Source organism: Nonomuraea sp. NPDC049637 (genome assembly GCF_040675235.1).
In the GTDB taxonomy this organism is placed as follows: domain Bacteria; phylum Actinomycetota; class Actinomycetes; order Streptosporangiales; family Streptosporangiaceae; genus Nonomuraea.
Genome location: NZ_JBFAOM010000072.1, coordinates 1 through 15,123, shown reverse-complemented (window position 1 = coordinate 15,123; position 15,123 = coordinate 1). Strand labels below are relative to the sequence as shown.

At 71.8% G+C, this 15,123-nt stretch carries 12 protein-coding genes; 5 read left to right on the top strand and 7 right to left on the bottom strand.

All coding sequences use genetic code 11. The annotated features are described in order from the left end of the window. Positions 1 to 56 precede the first annotated feature (56 nt). From AB0J71_RS46890 to AB0J71_RS46875, 4 genes are all read right to left on the bottom strand, one after another. Positions 57 to 2,021 (bottom strand): glycosyl hydrolase family 8, encoded by a 1,965-nt coding sequence (locus AB0J71_RS46890; RefSeq protein ID WP_364420750.1) that lies wholly within the window; start codon positions 2,019 to 2,021, stop codon positions 57 to 59. A 669-nt stretch (positions 2,022 to 2,690) separates the two neighbouring features. Next, on the bottom strand, positions 2,691 to 3,314 hold the full coding sequence (locus tag AB0J71_RS46885; RefSeq protein WP_364420748.1) for a DUF305 domain-containing protein: 624 nt from the start codon (positions 3,312 to 3,314) through the stop codon (positions 2,691 to 2,693). 84 nt (positions 3,315 to 3,398) lie between these two features. After that, positions 3,399 to 3,800, bottom strand: coding sequence for a hypothetical protein (locus AB0J71_RS46880; RefSeq protein ID WP_364420746.1), 402 nt, complete (start codon positions 3,798 to 3,800; stop codon positions 3,399 to 3,401). Between the two features lie 111 nt (positions 3,801 to 3,911). Continuing rightward, on the bottom strand, positions 3,912 to 4,370 hold the full coding sequence (locus AB0J71_RS46875; RefSeq protein ID WP_364420744.1) for a hypothetical protein: 459 nt from the start codon (positions 4,368 to 4,370) through the stop codon (positions 3,912 to 3,914). A 116-nt stretch (positions 4,371 to 4,486) separates the two neighbouring features. Between AB0J71_RS46875 and AB0J71_RS46870 the strand changes: the two genes are divergently transcribed. Then, complete coding sequence (locus AB0J71_RS46870) at positions 4,487 to 4,858, top strand: hypothetical protein (RefSeq protein WP_364420742.1); 372 nt, start codon at positions 4,487 to 4,489, stop codon at positions 4,856 to 4,858. A 47-nt stretch (positions 4,859 to 4,905) separates the two neighbouring features. Here the strand turns inward: AB0J71_RS46870 and AB0J71_RS46865 are convergent, their stop codons facing one another. Beyond that, entirely contained in the window at positions 4,906 to 5,490 is a 585-nt protein-coding gene (locus AB0J71_RS46865; RefSeq protein WP_364420740.1) for a hemerythrin domain-containing protein, read from the bottom strand. A gap of 184 nt (positions 5,491 to 5,674) precedes the next feature. Here AB0J71_RS46865 and AB0J71_RS46860 point away from each other — a divergent pair, with 184 nt between their 5' ends. After that, a complete protein-coding gene (locus AB0J71_RS46860) occupies positions 5,675 to 6,880 on the top strand; it encodes a hypothetical protein (RefSeq protein WP_364420738.1) in 1,206 nt (401 codons plus the stop codon). A gap of 41 nt (positions 6,881 to 6,921) precedes the next feature. Here the strand turns inward: AB0J71_RS46860 and AB0J71_RS46855 are convergent, their stop codons facing one another. Next, positions 6,922 to 12,420 carry a carboxyl transferase domain-containing protein gene (locus tag AB0J71_RS46855; protein WP_364420736.1) on the bottom strand — a complete coding sequence of 1,833 codons (5,499 nt, stop codon included), beginning with the start codon at positions 12,418 to 12,420 and terminating at the stop codon, positions 6,922 to 6,924. A 348-nt stretch (positions 12,421 to 12,768) separates the two neighbouring features. Between AB0J71_RS46855 and AB0J71_RS46850 the strand changes: the two genes are divergently transcribed. Further along, on the top strand, positions 12,769 to 13,587 hold the full coding sequence (locus AB0J71_RS46850; protein WP_364420734.1) for a hypothetical protein: 819 nt from the start codon (positions 12,769 to 12,771) through the stop codon (positions 13,585 to 13,587). 299 nt (positions 13,588 to 13,886) lie between these two features. Then, complete coding sequence (locus AB0J71_RS46845; protein WP_352327414.1) at positions 13,887 to 14,183, top strand: Tn3 family transposase; 297 nt, start codon at positions 13,887 to 13,889, stop codon at positions 14,181 to 14,183. A 64-nt stretch (positions 14,184 to 14,247) separates the two neighbouring features. Here the strand turns inward: AB0J71_RS46845 and AB0J71_RS46840 are convergent, their stop codons facing one another. Then, the gene (locus AB0J71_RS46840; RefSeq protein ID WP_352327413.1) at positions 14,248 to 14,520 is read right to left on the bottom strand and encodes a hypothetical protein; all 273 of its coding nucleotides are present in this window, start codon (positions 14,518 to 14,520) and stop codon (positions 14,248 to 14,250) included. A 294-nt stretch (positions 14,521 to 14,814) separates the two neighbouring features. Between AB0J71_RS46840 and AB0J71_RS46835 the strand changes: the two genes are divergently transcribed. Beyond that, the coding region (locus AB0J71_RS46835) for a carboxymuconolactone decarboxylase family protein (protein WP_364420732.1) at positions 14,815 to 15,123 on the top strand (309 nt) is incomplete at its 3' end.

Genomic DNA, 15,123 nt, shown 5'->3' with positions numbered 1-15,123 from the left:
CGGGGGGCCGTGCCCGCGGAGGCCGTCCGCGGGCACGGCTGGGGTTCCGCCGCCGGTCAGGGCACCCAGTGGTTGCCGGTCACCGTGATCATGACCTGGAGCTGGATGCTGGAGGAGTAGTAGCTGCTCGCGTCGATCGGGGTGCCGAGCATCTTGTTCCAGAGCGCGTCGAGCCAGGCCTGGCTGCCGGAGTCCGTCATCGCCGCCACCGCGAACGGGGCGAAGAAGGCGGCCTCGCTGCCGCTGGAGATCTGCGTGCCGTTCAGCTTGTAGCCGATGGCGATCTTGCCGGGGTCGCCGCCGGTCTTGCTCTTGATCCAGGAGTTGAGCTTCCTGGCCGAGGCGAGCGACTTGGCGTCGCCGCTGGTCACGGCGTCGTCGGCGATGCGCCACGGGGTGCGGCAGGCGTTCCACCAGTACTGGCCGTCGTTCGGGTCCTCCAGCACCTGGCCGGGGGCCGGCTTGGCGGTGGTGTTGGTGTTGACCACGAAGTCCGGCAGCAGGCCGGTGGCGGAGGCGTAGGTGTTCTGCAGGGTGGTGATCAGGTTCTGGTGGGCGGTCCTGATCGTGTCCCAGGCGCTGTTGCCCGTGGCCTTCCTGAAGGCCCTGAAGTGGTCGACCATCCAGTCGGAGGTACGGGTGATGTAGTAGTACTGGTCGCCCGAGCTGCTCCAGTCGCCCAGCTTGAGCAGGTTCGTGGACGGGTTGATCTCGTCCTTCTTGATGGCGTTGATGTGCTTGATCGCCAGGTCGAGGTAGTTGTACGTGCCCGCGCTGCCCCACTGCCGGTGGGCCAGGAGCAGGCCGTAGGCGACGTCCATGTCGCCGTCGGTGGCGCCGTCGCCGCCGTCGACGCTCTTGCAGGCGGTGTCCTGCTCGGCGGCCAGCAGGTCGGGGTTGACGGACGACGGGTGGGCGAGCATCCACTTGACCATGCCGTCGAAGATCTTCTTGGCGTCGGGGTCGGCCCCGGCCATGGTCGCGACCACCACCATGCCGTAGCCCTGGGCCTCGGCCACGTACGGGTGGTCGGCGTCCGGGGAGATGACCTCGTACCAGCCGTTGCCGCAGTTCTGCCGGACGAAGGCGGCCTTCCACCGCTTGTAGTAGTCGACCACCCGCGCGTCCAGCGTGGCCTGGTCGCCGGAGGGACGCAGCATGCCCGCCGCGTACGGGATGGTGTGGCTGCCGAAGGGCACCGCGGGACCGCCCCCGCCGCCGGGCTGGGTGGTCGCCGTGACGGGGCCGCCGGCCGCCGACTGGTTGCCCGCCGCGTCGCGCGCCTTGACCGTGTAGCTGTAGGCGGTGGCGGCGGTCAGGCCGGTGTCGGTGTACGTGGTGCCCGTCACGGTGGTCACCAGGGTCGAGCCCCGGTAGACGAGGTAGCCGGTGACGCCCACGTTGTCGGTGGCGGCGTCCCAGGCCAGGGAGACGCTGGTGGAGGTGGTGCCGGTCGCGCGCAGGTTGCCCGGGACGGAGGGCGGGGTGGTGTCGGTCCCGCCGCCGCCGCCGCTGCCGTAGACCTCCAGCTCGTAGAGCGAGTAGCCGTACGTCGTGCCGCGGGCGGTGCCGTACATGCGCACGTACCGGCCGCTGCCGCTGACCGTCAGGTCGTCGGTCGCGCCGTTGCCGGAGGTGGTGGAGTAGACGTCGGTCCAGGTGGCGCCGTCCGGCGAGGTCTGGATCTTGTACGACTTGCCGTAGGCCGCCTCCCAGGACAGCTTCACCCTGGAGACGTTGTACGTGTCGCCGAGGTCGACCCTGATCCATTCGGGGTCGTGGCCCTCGACGCTGGCCCAGCGGGTGGAGGCGTTGCCGTCCACCGCCTTGGCCGCCTCGAAGCCGCTGCCCTCGACGGAGGACGAGGTGACCGGTTTGCCGCCTGACAGGAGCGTGTCGGCGCTGGAACCGGCCGCGGCGGTGGCCGGCGGCGCCAGGGGCGCGGCCGCCATCAGGGCCGCGACCAGGGCCGTGACGAGCAGCGACGACCGCCGGGGGCGCCGCTCAGGACGTCTGATCATGCGTTGATCCTTCGGATAGGGGGTGCCATGGGGCCATCCGCAGGTGGACCGTGATCGATGCACGGCGTTAGGAAACTTTCCTAACGCTCATAGCGGACGGTAAACAAGAACACCCCCATCCGCAACCCTTCCCCTCAAACCAACCCCGCAGTTCACCTCCCCGACACGAACACACCACCAAAAAACCAGACAAACCCCACACCTAGACGGGCCGCGCCCCGCGGTGCCCGCCTTCCGGATCCGCGCGTGGACGGCGGAGACGCCCCACCCGGACGCGCAACGATCCCGGCGTGGCCGCCCCCTTCCTCCGCCCCTTTCTCCGCCCCCTCGGCGAGGCTCGGCCGGGTCAGCCGGCCTCCAGGCATCCGCCCGCTGCCCCGCACGGATCTACGCCCCCGCATGCCTCGTCGCCGGCGTCGGCCTCCCCTCCGGAACGGTCGTCGCCCAAGGGGCGGCGGGCGGGCCGAACCGTTCGCCCGGCGGCCGTGACCGGGCAGCGGGCAGGCACGGGTTCGCGGGGCGACCGTGACCGGGAGCGGCCCGGCACGGTCCGCCCGGTGGCCATGACCAGGCAGGGCGCACCCACCATCCGAACGCCACAAGCGTCCGGCCGTCCGGGCAAGATGCACTCCTTGCCCGGACGGCCGATGCGTCCGGGCGAGGGATGGGTCAGAGGCGTTCGAGGAGCTTGCGGAGCTGGGCCACCTCGGCCTGCTGCGTGCTCTCGATGGCCTTGGCCAGCCCCTTGGCCTGCGGGTTCACCCCGCTCGCCTGCTCGGTACGGGCCATCTCGATCGCTCCCTCGTGATGGGCGATCATCTGCTCGGCGAAGAGCCGGTCGAAGGCGGCCCCCTTGGCCCCGTCGAGCTTCTTCATGTCCTCGGCGGACATGATCCCGGGCATGTCATGCCCCATGCCCCCGGACGGGACGGGCTTGCCCCACTCGGCCAGCCAGCCCTTCATGGTCTGGATCTCCGGATCCTGGGCGGCCTTGATGTCGGCCGCGAGCTTCTTGATCTCGGGGTCCTTCGCCCGCTGCGGAGCCAGGCCGGCCATCTCGACCGCCTGCTGGTGGTGCGGGATCATCATCTGGGCGAACATGACGTCGGCGTCGTTGAACGACTGCTGCGACGGCGACGCACCGGCGGTGGCCGTCTCGGTGGCGCTCTGGGTGGCGCTCGCGGTGGTGGCCCCGGGCGCGGCCGTGGAGGCGGTGTCGTTCGCGCCGCACGCGGTGAGCAGGACGAGCGCGCCTGCGGCGGCGGCGAGGCCGATCTTACGGTTGGTGGACATGCTGATGTGCTCTCTCGTTCGCTGGAACTGCGGGTAGGCCGATGCGCGCGGATCGCCGTCGAGGGCGTCCGGCGAAGGGGCGGCCTATATGCGCAGGATCGAGAGACGAGCCAGCCTCAGGGACGTGGGTCGCGGCGGCGGCCGCGCGACGGGCCGGAAGGCCGGGCCCGGATCGGCGCCGCCGACGGCCCGCCGCCGCACCCCGACCCAGAGGGCCAGCAGCACCACGACGAGCAGCGACGTCAGGACGGCCAGGCACACCCCGGCCGGATCGAGCCCCGGCATCTCGTGGCCGGGCGCGAGCCCCGCCAGGGCGGCGACGGGGGCGACGGGGGCGACGGGCAGCTCGTGAACGACCGCCAGGCCGTGCCGCGCGGTCGCCGTGTCGTGCCGGGCGTTCACATGGCCGAGCGTGTGCATCCCGCACACGCCGAGGGCGAGGACGACGAGCAGGAGTGCACGCGCACCCCGTCGCAGGCTCCCCACCGGCCCTCCCCCGTCGCTCCGGCTCTTCCGAACGTGCAGGATACGGCAGCCGCCCACCTCCGGCAACCTGCACCCGGTACGGGTATGGATGCCGGCGGGGAGCTCAAGGTGTCAGAAGAACTGGCCGAGGCGGAACGGGCGTACCACGAGCGGGACCTCCGACCGGCTGATGACCTTGACCTTCCTGAGGCCGGTCAGCCAGTCGGCCGTCACCTTGACGCATTTCAGGCGCACCTCGTGCTCCCCCGGCGGCGCGTACCGGGAGATGACGACGCCCTTCTTGCCGAACCCCATGCCACCCAGCCCGATCCCCACCTCGCGGAACATCCGCCACGACCCCTTGACGGGGAACGCCGTGGACCCGACGACGGCGTGGTTGGCCTGGGTGGGGCAGTGGATGAGCAGCCGGATGGCGTCGTTCTGGTGCGGCGCCGCCGGCGAGACCCGGAAAGACGTGAGCTTCTTCCAGGACGTGTCCCCGTCCGGCCCGGTGGCCGCCGCGGCGAGGGCGGCGGGTCCCGCGGCGACGACCGCGACGGCGACCGCCGCCGCCCATGTGATCGACCGCATCTTCCCCCTCACGCTGAGTGACCAGATGGTTCCCATTCTGGCTACTTCGCCCCAGCGCGGAAGCACGCCACGCCGGGCAGGCCCACGGCGTGATCCCGATGGCGTACAAAGGAGGCGTGAACCGGCCGGAGGCACGCCTGATCGCCACGTTCGTCGTCATGGGGCTCGCGTTGAGCGGGACGTTCACCGCCCTGCTGCTGGAGGGGACCGCAGACCAGGCCGCCCCTCCCCCTCGGACGCCCCTCCCGGCGGCGACGGCCGCGCCCTCCCCCACCTACCTCGGCTCCATGCCCGAGCTGTGGGGCAGGGAGCTGGGCGCGGCGAACGGGCAGCTCGCCGCGCTGGGGATCACCGCGCGGGTGCAGCGGGTCAACCCCGACGGCGGTCCCGAGACGGGCGGATGGGTGGTGACCGCCCAGGCGCCGTCCCCTGGCACACTGCTCACGATCACCATCCCCGTGTTCCTGGTCGTCGAGCCGCGCGACTGAGGACCGGCGCCTGCCCGCGCCTTCGCGAGACCACGAGGTGGCCAGGGTCAGGGGTTCTTGCCCATGGCCCTGCGGATGACGTCGCGCGCCCGGTCCATCATCGCGACCGGCGTGCCGACGAGCACGTTCTTGGTCGCCGACTCCGTGCCCGCGTGCGGGTGCGTCGGCGCCATCGCCTCGGCGGCCTTCACGCCGGCCGCCATGCCACGACGTTCCGCCTGGCTGGTGCGCCCGCGCAGCTGGGTGAACTCGTACCGTTCCTCGCTGCGGGCGTGCGCCTCGACGGCGGCGCGCAGGACGGCCAGCTTCTCGGCGAAGCCGGGCGCGTCGGGGCCGCCCTCGTCCAGCTCGGTGAGGAGCCGCTTGGCCTCGTTCTCCTCGGCCAGCCGGTCGTCCACCACCGCGTCACCACCGTCGATCTTGTGGCGGGCGTACGGGTGGACGATCTCCTCCTCGGCCGTCTCGTGCACGGCGAGCAGGCGCACCAGCCGGGTGAACGCCTCACCCCGCTGACCGGCCGGCGCCTGCTCGACCTCGTCGAACAGGTCTCTGATCATCGCGTGCTGCGCGAGCAGCAGGTCGATGACGTCGGTCTCGGCCATCTTCTCGGGCGCTGTCTGTTGAGCGGTCACGATCGTCTCCCTCTCGGATTCTGGCCGTAGCTACCCGGGCCCTGCCCACTCACGCCCGTCTTTGTCATCTGTGTCCTCTTTGTCGGGACGGCGTAGAGATTGCCTCCGGGGCCCTCGGGTAGGCCCAGCCCGGTACGGCACGGCCGCGGTCGTGTCCACCGAGGCGCAAAGGAGCGCGGCGTCCATGACCTTCAATCCACTGCGGGAGCGGGGCATCCCGCTGGACAGGCAATTGCGCAACTGGCGCGAGCTCAACGTCCTGCCGATCGATCCCGACCACGCCGACCCGTACACCCGGTGCCGGATCATCACGATGAACGGCATCGAGGTCGAGGCGATCCTGTTCAGCCACCAGCTCGCCCGCCACTGCCCGGACCTGGAGCTGAAGCAGCAGCTCGCCCGGGTGCGCTACATCGAGGCGCAACAGCAGAAAGTGGTCAACTGGCTGCTGCCCGGCCTGGCCTCGGTGCTGGAGACCACCATCGCCTACGAGCAGGTCGCGGTGGACCTGACGGCGTGGGTGGCGCGCATGGAGCCGGACCCGTACCTGACGCAGGCGTACCAGTTCGGGGTGCTGGAGGACTTCGACCACCTCTACCGGTACGCCAACCTCTACGAGATGATCGAGCACCGCAAGGCCGAGAAGATCGTCGACCAGCTCACCGAGGTCATGCCGGGACGGCCGACGTACCTGCACCACCGCGACCCGGTCGACAACGTGCGCGAGCCGTACGACCGACACCGCACCGAGCCGCTGTCGAAACTGCACGCCCTGACCGTCATGGCGGCCGAGCAGCAGACCATGAACTTCTACATGAACGTCGGCCCCACCTACATGGAGCCGATCGCCCGCCAGCTCTACCAGGAGATCGGCCTCATCGAGGAGGAGCACGTCACCCACTACGAGTCGCTGGTCGACCCGGGCGAGAGCTGGTGGGAGATGCTGCTCAACCACGAGTACAACGAGTGCTACCTCTACCACTCGTTCATGGAGACCGAGTCCGATCCCAAGGTGAAGGCCGTCTGGGAGCTGCACCTGAACATGGAGATCGAGCACCTGCGGCTGGCCTGCGAGCTGTTCAAGCGGCTCGACGGCCGGGACCCGGAGGAGGTGCTGGCTCCCGAGCTGCCCGCGCCGGTGACGTTCGAGCCGAACAAGGCGTACCTGCGGGAGCTGATCGCGACCCAGATCGACTGCACGACCCTGGGCACCGGATACGTCCAGGAGGCCCACGAGCGCTTCGAGAAGATGCAGGACGCGATCATGGGCGGCGAGAAGCCGCCGTCCGAGCGGGTCATCGAGGAGAACCGCGCCAAGTCGGGCCAGGAGTACCGGCTGCAGACCGAGGGCGAGCACCCCGTGCACAGCCTGGCGCTCAACCGTCGCTGACGGGGCCGCCCGGCCCCGGGGAGGGGCCGGGCGGGGCGGGGTCAGGAGCCCTGGTGCAGGCGGGCGATGCCGCGTTCGATGGCCTCGATGATCCGCGGACGCAGCTCGGCGGCGCTGATGATCGCGTCGACCGAGCCGACCTCGACCGCGCGCTGGATGTTGTGCACCCGGTCGAACTCCGCGGCCACCTCGCCCAGCTTCTCCGCCCGTACGGCCGGCTGGACCTCGGCCAGGCGGGCGTTGAGCGCGGCCCGCTCGGCGCCGCTGGCCGCCGCGACCTGCCGCTGCAGCTCGCTCACGCGCGGATCGTTCGCGGTGCGGTTGTTCACCTCGCCGGAGAACACCACCGCCGCGGCCGGTGCGCCGCCGAGCACCGAGGCGAACGAGCCCTCCAGCGCCAGCACGGTCATGTTCGGGTTGAGCGCCTTGGAGAACACCACGAACGCGCCGCCGTGGTAGCGGGAGATGACGCAGAACACGATCGGCCCGTCGAAGTTGACGATCGCCCGGCCGATCTCCGCGCCGTACTCCAGCTGCAGCTTGCGCATCGACTCGGGCGAGCCGTCGAAGCCGGACAGGTTCGCCAGCACCACCAGCGGCCGGTTGCCGGAGGCCGCGTTGATCGCCCGCGCGGTCTTCTTCGACGAGCGCGGGAACAACGTGCCGGCCGTGTAGGAGTCGGGCCCGTCGGCGGGCGGGAAGCCGCGCCGCGGCACCGGCCGTGACTCGATGCCGATCAGGCAGACCGGCCGGCCGCCGATGTGCACGTCCTGGACGGCCGAGGTGTCGGCGTCGGCCATGCCCGCCCAGCGTTCCAGCACCGGGTGGTCCTGGTCGGACAGGGCGCGCATCACGGTGCGGATGTCGAAGGGCTTCTTGCGGTCGGGGTTGTGCTCGGCGGAGAAGATCTGGCCGACGGTGGTGAAGTCGCTGCCCGCCACGGCGTGCGGATAGTCGCGGACGTCCCGGTCGGCCGGGTCGGCGGTCGGGGCCCGCCGGGGGCCGCTCTCGCCGGGGACGACGTAGGTGTGGTCGTAGTGGGCCATCAGCACGTCGCGGGCGGCCGGCAGGTCGGGCGCCCAGTACTGGGCCTGGCCGTTGGGCCCCATGACGCGGTCGTAGCCGCCGATGCCGAAGTTGTCCTCGGCCGACACGCCGCCGGAGAAGTCGAGGGACTGCTTGCCGGTGAGCACCATCGCCGAGTCGGGGGTCATCACCAGGATGCCCTTGGTGTGCATGAGCATCGTGGCCTCGGCGTTCCAGTACGGCTGCGCCCCCACGGTGATCCCCGCGACCACGATGTTGATCTCGCCGCCGGCCTGGGTGAAGGTGACGATGCGCTTGAGCGCCGCCGCCACCCAGTCCATGTTCTCGGTGCCCGAGGTCATCGAGATCCGGGCGCCGGCCGACAGCGCGAACCACTCCAGGGGCACCCGCATGCGCTCGGCCAGGTCGAGCGCGGCGATCACCCGCGAGCACTCCGGCTCCGACAGCGCGCCCAGCGCCTTGGTCGGGTCGCCGAGCAGCACCACCCGGGTGACGCCTTCGGGGTGGCGGGCGGTCGGCGTGGTGACCACGCCGGCCACGATCGCCGCGGAGTTGTTGCCCTTGGGCCGGTCGACCGGGACGAGCACGCCGTCGGCGTCGAGGTCGTGCTCGACGAAGCTGCCCTGCGGGCCGGCGAGCAGGCCGGTCAGCTCGTAGGGGTAGGCGTTGCCGCGCCGGGCGGCGCGCAGCACCTTCTGGCGGTAGTCGTCGAGCGGCTGGACCGGCTCGTCGGACGGCTTGCCGACGTGCAGGCTGGCGCCGTGGCGGGGGCCGAGGGTGATGCGCACCGCGACCTCGCTCAGCTCGCCCGAGGGGGTGCGCTGGCGGGCCACGAACTGGACCTCCTCCAGCCCGGCGCCCGCCGTGGTCGGCAGGATGCGCTGGACCAGCATGTTGAGCTCGTCGGTGGTCAGCTCGGTCGAGGGCCAGACGTACATCATGATGCGGTTGGTGTCGAAGCGCTTGTTCTGGGGGCGCTGGGCCTGGATGTTGCGGATCGCGTCGAGGCCGGCGTTGAGTGCGTCCTCGACGGCGGGCAGCGCGACCAGGCGGCCGTCGGCCTCGCGCAGCGGCGTCAGGTCGCGGACCTGGCCCATGGCGATGAGCCGCTCGTCGGCCGGGTTGCTCTTGGCGACGGCCTTGAACAGGTAGAGCTCCTCGTCGACCGAGGGCAGCCGGGTGAGGTCGAACTCCTGGAGCCGGTGCAGTTGCAGGCGCTGGGCGATCTGCGGGTGCAGGCCGCGGATCAGGCGGTCCTCGGCGAAGCCGGCGCCGTCGGGGCGGAAGGTGAAGTGGTGGTGCATGACCGCGCCGCTGGCGCCCAGGACGGTGGTGGTGATCCGCCGTACGCCCGCGATCTGCGGGCGCCCGGCCAGGACCTGTCCGAGCCGTACGGCCATCTCCTCGGCGTCGGGCTGGTCGTCCCAGGTGAGGTAGAGGTCGGCGACGAGCCCGCGCCCGCCCACCCCCTCGGCCAGCGCGCCGACGGCGTCGATGGCGTCGGGCAGGGCGGCGATGTCGACGGCGGTGGTGACCAGGCGGGTCACGCCGCGCGGGCCGGAGTGCTCGGCGGTGACGAACCGGCAGCCCGCCCTGTCGAGGGTGGCGACCTGCGACAGCCCGCGGTTGCCGTAGTAGCGGCGGGTCAGGACCTCCAGCAGCGGCGCGAGGTCGCGTTCCGGCCGGCCGATGCGCTGGCCGAGCAGCCGGACGAGCGGCTCGGAGCTGGCCACCATGGCCTGGATGCGCTCGGCGCGGTCGGGCGCGTCGGGGTCGCGGTCGAGGTGGCGCAGCTCGTCGCGGACGGCGGCGTAGACCTTGGCGCGGTTGCGGCGCAGCAGCGGCTGGGCGAACCAGCGGAACACGACGCCCCGGGCCAGGTCGGCGACCACGGGGAAACGCACCTGCGTGGCCTCGACCAGGTGCTCCAGGGCGAGCCCGGCCCGCTCGCCGAGCGGCTCGCGCGGCGGCGCCCCGGCCAGCCAGGCGCGCAGCAGCTCCGACACGACGGCGACGCCGGCGGTCATCCGCTGCTGGGCCAGGAAGATCCGGAAGACCGCGGCCTCCAGCTCCGGGGTGCGGTCGAGCTCCTCGACGCCGTAGTGCCTGAGCATGCGCCGCAGCTTGGCCTGGAACGCCTCGGGCAGGCCGGCGCGCTCGACGTCGAGGCTCTGCAGGTAGCTGTGGAAGTACTCGCGCGGGCTGTGCACCGGGCTGCCCGGCTCGACGTCGAGCTCGCCGCCCGGCTTGTTGCGGCTCAGCTCGGACAGGTCGGCGAAGACGGTGAGCAGGTCGAGCTCGCCCTCGATCACGCGGTCGTCGAGCTCGGCGCGCGCGGCCAGGTAGCCCGACAACATGCGGGTGCGCTCGTGGCGGTCGGCGTCGAAGCCGAGCAGCAGCTCGCGCAGGTCCTGGACGCCGCGCTCGGCCTGTTCGGCGGCGGAGGCCCGCGGCGGGGCGGCGGGCAGGTCGATCTCGGGGGCGCCCGTCGCGGCGGCGGCCTGCGCGGCCTCGGCGCCGGCGAGGGGTTCCAGGCGCATCAGCGGCGCGCCGGCCTCGACCTGGCTGCCGACCGAGACGCCGCACTCGCGGACGCGGGCGCGGAACGGCGCGCGCAGCACCGTCTCCATCTTCATGCTCTCCAGCACCAGGATGGGCGCGCCGGCCTCGACCTCGTCGCCGGCCGACAGGGGCGTCGCCACCACCAGCGCGGGCGCGGGCGAGCGGACGACGCCGCCCTCGTCGCGGCTGATGCGGTGGGTGACGCCGTCGACCTCGACGAGGTGGATCGGGCCGTGGGTGGCCGACATCAGGCGGAAGCGGCGGCCGTTGACGGTGATGCGGCCGCTGTGCTCGTCGAAGCGGTCGATCTCGACGTCGAGCGGGTGGGAGCGGTCGCCGTCGGAGATGCCGACGCGGAAGCGCCGCTGCCCGGCCCTGGCCACCGTGAGCCGGTAGCCGGCGCCGCGGAGCTTGAGGGTCAGCGGGCGGCCGGTCTCGTGCTGCACCTGCGGGCGCCCGCCGTGGGCGGTGGCCAGCAGCCGGTTGCGGCTGACCTCCTCCTCGTCCTGGTACGCCTCGATCGCGGCGGCGGCCAGGGCGACCGCGGAGTGGCGGTGGCTGACCAGGCGGCCCTCGGCGCGGACGCGGTCGATCCAGCCGGTGTCGGCGACGGCGTCGACGACCTCGGGCTGGTCGAGCAGGTCGAGCACGAAGCTCTTGTTGGTGGCGCCGCCCTCGATGATCACGGTGGTGGCGGCCATCGCGCGGCGCAGGCGGGCCAGGGCCTGCTCGCGGTCGCGGCCGTAGGCGATGATCTTGGCGATCATGGAGTCGAAGTCGGCGGGGATGGTGTCGCCCTCGCTGACGCCGGTGTCGACGCGGATGCCGGGCCCGGCGGGCAGCACCAGGCGGGCGATGCGGCCCGGCGCGGGGGCGAAGTCGCGGTCGGGGTCCTCGGCGTTGAGCCGGGCCTCCACGGCGTGGCCGCTCTCGGCCGGCTGGGGGCCCTCCAGGCGCCCGCCGGCGGCGACGTGCAGCTGCAGCCGGACCAGGTCGGTGCCGGTGGTCAGCTCGGTGATCGGGTGCTCGACCTGGAGCCTGGTGTTGACCTCCAGGAAGGCGAACATCTTGTCGCCCGGGTGGTAGAGGAACTCGACGGTGCAGGCGCCGCGGTAGCCGACCGCCACGGCGAGCCGCGCGGCCGACGCCTTCAGCTCGTCGGCCTGGTCGCCGGTCAGGACCGGGGAGGCGGACTCCTCGATGATCTTCTGGTTGCGCCGCTGCACCGAGCAGTCGCGCACGCCCAGCGCCCACGCGGTGCCCTGGCCGTCGGCGATGACCTGCACCTCGACGTGGCGGGCGCCGGTGACCAGGCGCTCCAGGAAGACCACGCCCGAGCCGAACGCGCGCTCGGCCTCCTGGCTGGTGCGCTCGTAGGCGTCGGCCAGCTCGTCGGCCGAGGCGACCATGCGGATGCCGCGGCCGCCGCCGCCCGCGGTCGCCTTGAGCATCAGGGGGTAGCCGATCTCGTCGCCGGCGCGCAGGGCGTCGGCCAGCGTGGCCACCTCGCCGCGGCTCCACGGCGCGACGGGGACGCCGACCTCCTCGGCGATGAGCTTGGCGCCGATCTTGTCGCCGAGCCGGCGCATCGCCTCCGCGCTCGGCCCGACGAAGGTGACGCCGATCTTCTCGCACAGCTCGGCGAAGGACGGGTCCTCGGCGACGAACCCCCAGCCGACCCACGCGGCGTCGGCCCCGGTCTCGATCAGCGCCCGCTCCAGCACGGCGTGGTCGAGGTACGGGCGCGCGGAGGCGGGCCCCAGCGGGTAGGCGACGTCGGCCTCGCGGACGAAGGTCGCGTCGCGGTCGGCGTCGGTGTAGAGCGCGATCGTCTCGATCCGCTTGCCGGTCTCCGCCGAAAGATCCCGGACGGCGTGGATGAGCCGCATCGCGGCCTCTCCGCGGTTGACGATGGCGACACGATTGAACACCGGTTGAGCCTCCCACGTACCCCGTACAAGTAGGCGAAGTCCGGGGTGGTCCCCGGAGTCTCGCCTGTCACTGTCTCTACCGTGCTCGATGACCACCGCGTGCACCAATGTCCGCATAGTGCACGCCGGGGCTCCTGCTTTGTGTGGATCCCACAAAAACAGACCCCGCCACAGGGTTCGAGCGCCGGTTCCCGTGGCAGCCTGCCACAAGCCGTCACGGTACCGACGACTGTACCGGCGACCCGGGTCACGCCTGCGCACCCCTCGCCCGCCGAGCTGCTCCCCCAGGGCGGAACGTCCATGAATGTGGCAGAGTGCGGGCAACGACAAGATCGAAAGGTGCGTGCCTTGGCTGTCCCCCTCGCCGCCTCCCTCGCCGCCCTGACGCTGGCCTCCTCGCTCACCTCGCCGTCCGCCGCGCTGCCCGCCGCCCGGCCCGCCGCGCTGCCCGCCTGCCCGCAGATCTTCGGGCACGGCGGCTACCCGACCGGCGCCGACGCCTGGGAGCGGGACCAGGTGCGCCAGCCCAACAACCCCACCGCCGTCAAGCGTTACAAGGGCTGGGGCGCCTCCGGCGTCGAGGCCGACCTCCAGCTCACCAAGGACGGCACCAAGGCCGTCATGTGGCACAACACCTCGACCTGGGGCCTGTCGGGCACGAAGAAGAACATCACCGAGATCTGGTGGGCGGCGGGCGACACCGCGCTCAAGGGCCGGACCATCGTGCGCGGCCTGTTCAAGGGCGAGACCGTCTACACCTTCCGCGAGTGGCTGGCCGCGATGAGGTCGGCCGGCATGATCGGGCTGGTCGAGATCAAGACCGAGGCCCGCCAGTCGCTGCTCAGCTCGAACGCCACGATCAAGGCGCAGGGGTGGAACGAGGTGCTCGGGCCGGTCAAGGAGAACTACCGGTCGCAGGAGATCATCCTGTACTCCCACGACAGCGCGATCGCCGCCGAGCTCAGGAGCCGCGTGACCGCCGCGGGCCTGAGCCAGGTGCTGACCGGCGGCCCGATCTGGCCGGAGGTGACCAAGTGGGAGGAGCCGCCGCCCTCCTGGACCCTGAACGAGAACGCGTGGAAGTCGGCGCTGGCGAGCGGGGCCAGGCGGGTGGCCACCGACTACACGCCGGAGTTCAGCGCGTGGCTGAAGGGCAGGTGCCAGTGACCGCGTCCTGAGGGCGCGGGCGAGGGCCGGGCGGCGGCATCAGCGGGGCTGAGATCATCGGGCGCCAGGCCCTTGGTGTCCCGGTAGGTCGCCTCCGCGATGAACCAGTCCCCGGCCGGTGGCTGCCGCTCCGGCCTGGGCACATAGATCGTCGGGGCGCTTCGCGATGTTCCCCGGCCTGGACCGAACCGAACGCCGGGCCCATCGCGGACCCCCTCGATCATCGTCTCCGCGACCGGGAATTGACCAGCGGCCCCGGGTTGCCGACGCGCTGGACGCGTACGGCCATCGCCGGGTTCATGGTCACGCCGACCAGCCCGACGCCCAGCATGGCGATCACCGCGGGGACGCTCGCTTTGCGCCGTAGCTGGCGATGGTCACGATTCCGCACCGGGACGGGCCCTGAAACACGGCGCAGGTGCCGGACAGCGGTGCTCACCTGCGTCATGTCGTGGAACACCTTCTCCATGGACCGCGCTTTCGATCAGCTCGAAGCCGAGGGCTATTCGCTGGCCGAGGAAGACGTCGCCCGGCCATCGCCCTTCGTCCGCCAGCACATCAACGTCCTGGGCCGCTACGCCCTTCACCCGCGCTGACGTCGGCTCCGGGCTGCGCCCCTTCCACCACCTGCCCGCCCCGGCCGGGTGAGCTCGCCACCGGTCAGCAGCAAGACTTCAGATCGGCGAGGATGCGGGAGACACCGTCACGATCGCCTCGATGCAGCACCTCCTTGCCGTCGCGGCCGGCGTCGCCGGCGAGCGCGGGGTCGGCCGGCGCCTCCTCGACGGGAGACTCGTTGAACGCGCCGGCGCTCGCGTCGATCAGCAGGTGGTCCAGGCTCGGGAAGTACTTGTACACCGTGCGGCGGGCGGCCGCGATGTCGTCGACGGACGGTGTCGTTCCGTCGGCGCTCAGGCGGACCGCCGCGTCCACGATCGCCTTGCGGGCACGGCGGCGCTGCGTTCGCGGCCGCTACGGCGGGCTGGATCGTCGCTGCGCATCGCTGCACTGGCGCTCCTTGGGCGGGTGGTGGCCACAGAACTTGACGCCCGCTGACCACCAGAGTATATCTTCGTGCAGTAATTGCACAGCAGTGCAGTAAATGCACACGAGTTCAACGAATTTTTCAGGGCCTGTATGACGCAAGTCACCTGAGCGGCTCTGTCACAGAACCCCGACCTCCGGCATCTCATGACCGAGCCGACAACAGCAGCAAGGAGCACTTCCGTGGAAAGCCGCCTGAACCTCTTCGCCAGCCCCGCCGTCGCCAAGGCCCTCGGGCACTACGGCGCGGCGGCCCCGGTGCTCATCCAGGAGTCGGCGTTGCCGGCCACGACCCAGAACCTGGTGATGCTGCGCGCGAGCCAGATCAACGGCGACCCCTACGCCACCGACGTTCACGGCAAGAACGCCGCGCACGCCGGCGAGACCGTCGCGCGCCTGAACCTGGTCGCCACGTGGCGCGGGTCCACGGTGTTCACCGACGCCGAGCGCGCCGCCCTGGAGCTGACCGAGCAGGGCACCCGCATCGCCGAC